5 protein-coding genes are annotated in these 3,982 nt (G+C 64.9%); 4 read left to right on the top strand and 1 reads right to left on the bottom strand.

What is annotated here, in order from left to right:
- Positions 1 to 163: 163 nt before the first annotated feature.
- Entirely contained in the window at positions 164 to 922 is a 759-nt protein-coding gene (locus EN742_RS27105; RefSeq protein WP_126057133.1) for a M48 family metallopeptidase, read from the top strand.
- A gap of 27 nt (positions 923 to 949) precedes the next feature.
- On the opposite strand, the gene EN742_RS27100 is transcribed toward EN742_RS27105, so the two are convergent.
- Positions 950 to 1,168, bottom strand: coding sequence for a hypothetical protein (locus tag EN742_RS27100; protein ID WP_126057132.1), 219 nt, complete (start codon positions 1,166 to 1,168; stop codon positions 950 to 952).
- Between the two features lie 111 nt (positions 1,169 to 1,279).
- On the opposite strand from EN742_RS27100, the gene EN742_RS27095 reads away from it, so the two are divergent.
- The 3 genes from EN742_RS27095 to trpA all read left to right on the top strand — a co-directional run.
- On the top strand, positions 1,280 to 1,939 hold the full coding sequence (locus EN742_RS27095) for a phosphoribosylanthranilate isomerase (protein ID WP_126057131.1): 660 nt from the start codon (positions 1,280 to 1,282) through the stop codon (positions 1,937 to 1,939).
- A gap of 26 nt (positions 1,940 to 1,965) precedes the next feature.
- Positions 1,966 to 3,186, top strand: coding sequence for a tryptophan synthase subunit beta (trpB, locus tag EN742_RS27090; RefSeq protein WP_126057130.1), 1,221 nt, complete (start codon positions 1,966 to 1,968; stop codon positions 3,184 to 3,186).
- Between the two features lie 2 nt (positions 3,187 to 3,188).
- The coding region (trpA, locus tag EN742_RS27085) for a tryptophan synthase subunit alpha (RefSeq protein ID WP_128333479.1) at positions 3,189 to 3,982 on the top strand (794 nt) is incomplete at its 3' end.

The following is a 3,982-nucleotide window of genomic DNA, read 5'->3' as shown; positions in this document are numbered from 1 at the left end:
GACGACGACCACCGGGTCGACGACTTCGAAGCGCGGCAAGGGCTCGAACCTGCTTGACGACTGAGACCCCGCGACAGGTCTCGGCACGATAGGCGGCGTCGCGCGAGCGGCGCCGTTTCTTTTTTGTTCTATCCGTTTTCCTCGAATCGCGTATCGTTCTGCCATGACCATCGGGTTCTTCCGCAATCTGACGAAACCCAAGCCAGCGCCTGTCGTCGAGCGCGAGCATAAAGTCGCCGGTCGCACGCTGCCGCTCAAGATCGTCGAGAACCACAGGGCGCGCCGGTTGACGCTGCGCATCGATTCCGGCGGCCAGGGCCTGCGCATCACCGTGCCGCCGGGCCTGCGCCGCGGCGAGGTGGAGAAATTCCTGGATCGTCATCAGGATTGGCTGGAGCAGCGGCTGGCCAAGGTGCCGACAAGGCCGCAGGTGCGGCCGGGCATCAAGATTCCGGTGCGCGGCGTGGCGCATCGCATCGTCCATGATCCGTCCAAGCGTGGCACCGTCACCATCTCGCGCGACGAGCGCGGCCCGCTGCTCATCGTGCATGGCGAGCGCGTGCACCTGCCGCGCCGCATCGCCGATTATCTGAAGCGCGAGGCCAAGCGCGAGATCGAGAAGCTGGTGGTCAAACACACCGAAGCGCTCGGCAAGCGCGCCAAGGCGATCCGCTTCAAGGACACCTCCAGCCGCTGGGGCTCGTGCACCTCGGAAGGCAATCTATCCTTCTCCTGGCGCATCATGATGGCGCCGGCGCCGGTGATAAACTACCTCGTCGCGCATGAGGTGGCGCATCTGAAAGAGATGAACCACGGCCCGAAATTCTGGAAACTGTGCGAAAAGCTCTGCCCCGACACCGACCGCTGCAAGGACTGGCTGAAGCGCAATGGCGGCGCCCTGCAGGCCATCGTGTTCGATTGACGCTGCGGGCGGCCTTGGGCCGGCCGCTCAGTCATCATTCGCCGCGTTCAGTTCCTCCGGTCGCAACCCCTCGGCGCCATGTTGTGGCCACGGCAGGAAATTGCGGTCGAAGGCGTCACCACCGAAATAATCCAGCGCGCGGTGCGCCTCGGCGCCGTTGAAGGCGGCCTTGTCCATCAGATGCGAGATCACCTCGCGCGCTTGCGCGATCTTCTGCCTGAGTTCGGCAACGGTCTGGTCGGCCATGATTGTCTGCTCCCGCCTGTTGTCCCTCTTTGAAAGGTAGTGCTTTCCGCGGTGGCGGCAACAGCATGCTTTTTCTCGACTCTTCGGCCGTTTCGTGCCAATCCCCGCGCCATGGCGCTCGACATCAAGATCTGCGGGTTGAAGACCGACGAGGCAATGGCCGCGGCGCTGGCTGGCGGCGCCAGCCATGTCGGCTTCATCTTTTTCGCCAAGAGCCCTCGCTATATCGAGCCCGCCGACGCTGGCCGTCTGCGCGAGGCGGCGCGCGGCAAGGCCCTGGCGGTTGCCGTGACCGTCGACGCCGGTGATGCGTTCCTGGATGAGATCGTCGCCAGGATGCAGCCTGATATGCTGCAGCTGCATGGCACCGAAACGCCCGAGCGGGTGGCCGAGGTGAAAGCCCGCTATGGCCTGCCGGTGATGAAGGCATTGTCGATCAGCGAAGGGGCCGATCTGGAGCGGATAAAACCGTTCGTCGGCATCGCCGACCGCTTCCTGTTCGACGCCAAGCCGCCGAAAGGTTCCGAATTGCCGGGCGGCAACGGCGTCGCCTTCGACTGGCATATCCTTGCCGGCCTTGACGCCGGCGTCGATTACATGCTTTCCGGTGGGCTCAACGCCGCCAACATCGGCGATGCCCTGAGATCAGCCAATCCGCCCGGTATCGACATTTCGTCGGGGGTGGAGAGCGCCCCGGGCGTCAAGGAACCGGCGCTGATCGAGCAGTTTTTCCGGGCCGTCAGGGCCGCGCGCGACGACCGCGCCGCCTGAGCAATTCTTGAATCAGGAGATCGGCGATGAACAAGCCGGCTATGCCCAATTCCTTCCGCACCGGGCCCGACGAGCAGGGCATGTTCGGCATCTTCGGCGGCCGCTTCGTCGCTGAGACGCTGATGCCGCTGATCCTCGACCTCGAACGACACTGGAACGAGGCCAAGAATGATCCGGAGTTCAAGGCCGAGCTAACCGCCCTGTCGACCTACTATGCCGGGCGGCCGTCAAAGCTCTATTTCGCCGAAGGCCTCACGAAACATCTCGGCGGCGCCAAGGTCTATTTCAAGCGCGAGGATTTGAACCACACCGGCTCGCACAAGATCAACAATTGCCTCGGCCAGATCCTGCTTGCCAAGCGCATGGGCAAGAAGCGCATCATTGCCGAGACTGGCGCCGGCCAGCATGGCGTTGCCTCCGCCACAGTCGCGGCGCGCTTCGGCTATCCGTGCGTCGTCTACATGGGCGCCACCGACGTCGCCCGCCAGAGCCCCAACGTCTTTCGCATGAAGCTGCTCGGCGCCGAGGTGCGGCCGGTCACCGCCGGCCACGGCACGCTGAAGGACGCCATGAATGAGGCGCTGCGTGATTGGGTGACCAATGTCGAGGACACCTATTACCTGATCGGCACCGCGGCCGGCCCGCATCCCTATCCGGAGCTGGTGCGCGACTTCCAGTCCGTGATCGGCACGGAAGCCCGCGCCCAGATCCTTGAACAGGAAGGCCGGCTGCCCGACACGATCATCGCCGCCGTCGGCGGTGGCTCCAACGCCATCGGCCTGTTCCACCCTTTCCTCGACGACAAGGACGTCCGCATCATCGGCATCGAGGCCGGCGGGCGCGGCCTCGACGGCGTCGAGCATTGCGCCTCGATGAACGCCGGCGCGCCCGGCGTGCTGCATGGCAACCGCACCTATCTTCTGCAAAATTCGGATGGCCAGATCATGGACGGCCATTCGATCTCGGCCGGTCTCGACTATCCGGGCGTCGGGCCGGAGCATTCCTGGCTGCGCGACTCTGGCCGCGTCGAATATGTGCCGATCCTCGACGACGAGGCGTTGGAAGCCTTCCAACTGACGACGCGCGTCGAAGGCATCATCCCGGCGTTGGAATCGGCCCATGCCATCGCCCATGCGATGAAGATTGTGCCGGCCATGGACAAGGACCAGATCGTCATCGTCAACCTGTCCGGCCGCGGCGACAAGGACGTGCACACGGTGGCCAACATGCTGGGCATGGAGATCTGAACATGACGACCCGCATCGACCGCCGCATGGCCAAGTTGAAAGCCGAGGGCCGCCCGGCGCTCGTCACCTATTTCATGGGCGGCGACCCCGACTACGACACTTCCCTCGCCATCATGAAGGCGCTGCCCGGAGCAGGCAGCGACGTCATCGAGCTCGGCATGCCGTTTTCCGATCCAATGGCCGACGGTCCGGCCATCCAGGCGGCGGGCCTGAGAGCCCTCAAGGGCGGCCAGACGCTGGTCAAGACGCTGAGGATGGCGTCGGAATTCCGCGCGAGCGACAATGAGACGCCGATCGTGCTGATGGGCTACTACAACCCGATCTACATCTACGGCGTCGAGCGCTTCCTCACCGACGCCAAGGCGAGCGGCATCGACGGGCTGATCGTCGTCGACCTGCCGCCGGAAATGGACGAGGAACTCTGCATCCCGGCGCTGAAAGCCGGCATCAACTTCATCCGCCTGGCGACGCCGACCACCGACGACAGGCGCCTGCCCAAGGTGTTGGAGAACACCTCCGGCTTCGTCTATTACGTCTCGATGACCGGCATCACCGGCTCCGCGCTCGCCGACACCGCCAAGGTGGCGGCGGCGGTCAAGCGCATCAAGGGTCACACCGAGCTGCCGGTCTGCGTCGGCTTCGGCGTCAAGACCGCCGAGCAGGCGCGCACCATCGGCGCCTCGGCCGACGGCGTCGTCGTCGGCACCGCCATCGTCAACGCGGTCGCCAACGTGCTGGGGCCGAAGTGCGAAAAGACCGCCGATCCGGCCGAGGCGGGGGATACTTTGGTCAGCGG

Origin of the sequence: Mesorhizobium sp. M4A.F.Ca.ET.020.02.1.1, from assembly GCF_004022645.1 — a bacterium.
Taxonomy (GTDB): Bacteria; Pseudomonadota; Alphaproteobacteria; order Rhizobiales; family Rhizobiaceae; genus Mesorhizobium.
The sequence above is the reverse complement of the archived record's forward strand: the minus strand, read 5'-3'. Positions and strand labels throughout refer to the sequence as shown.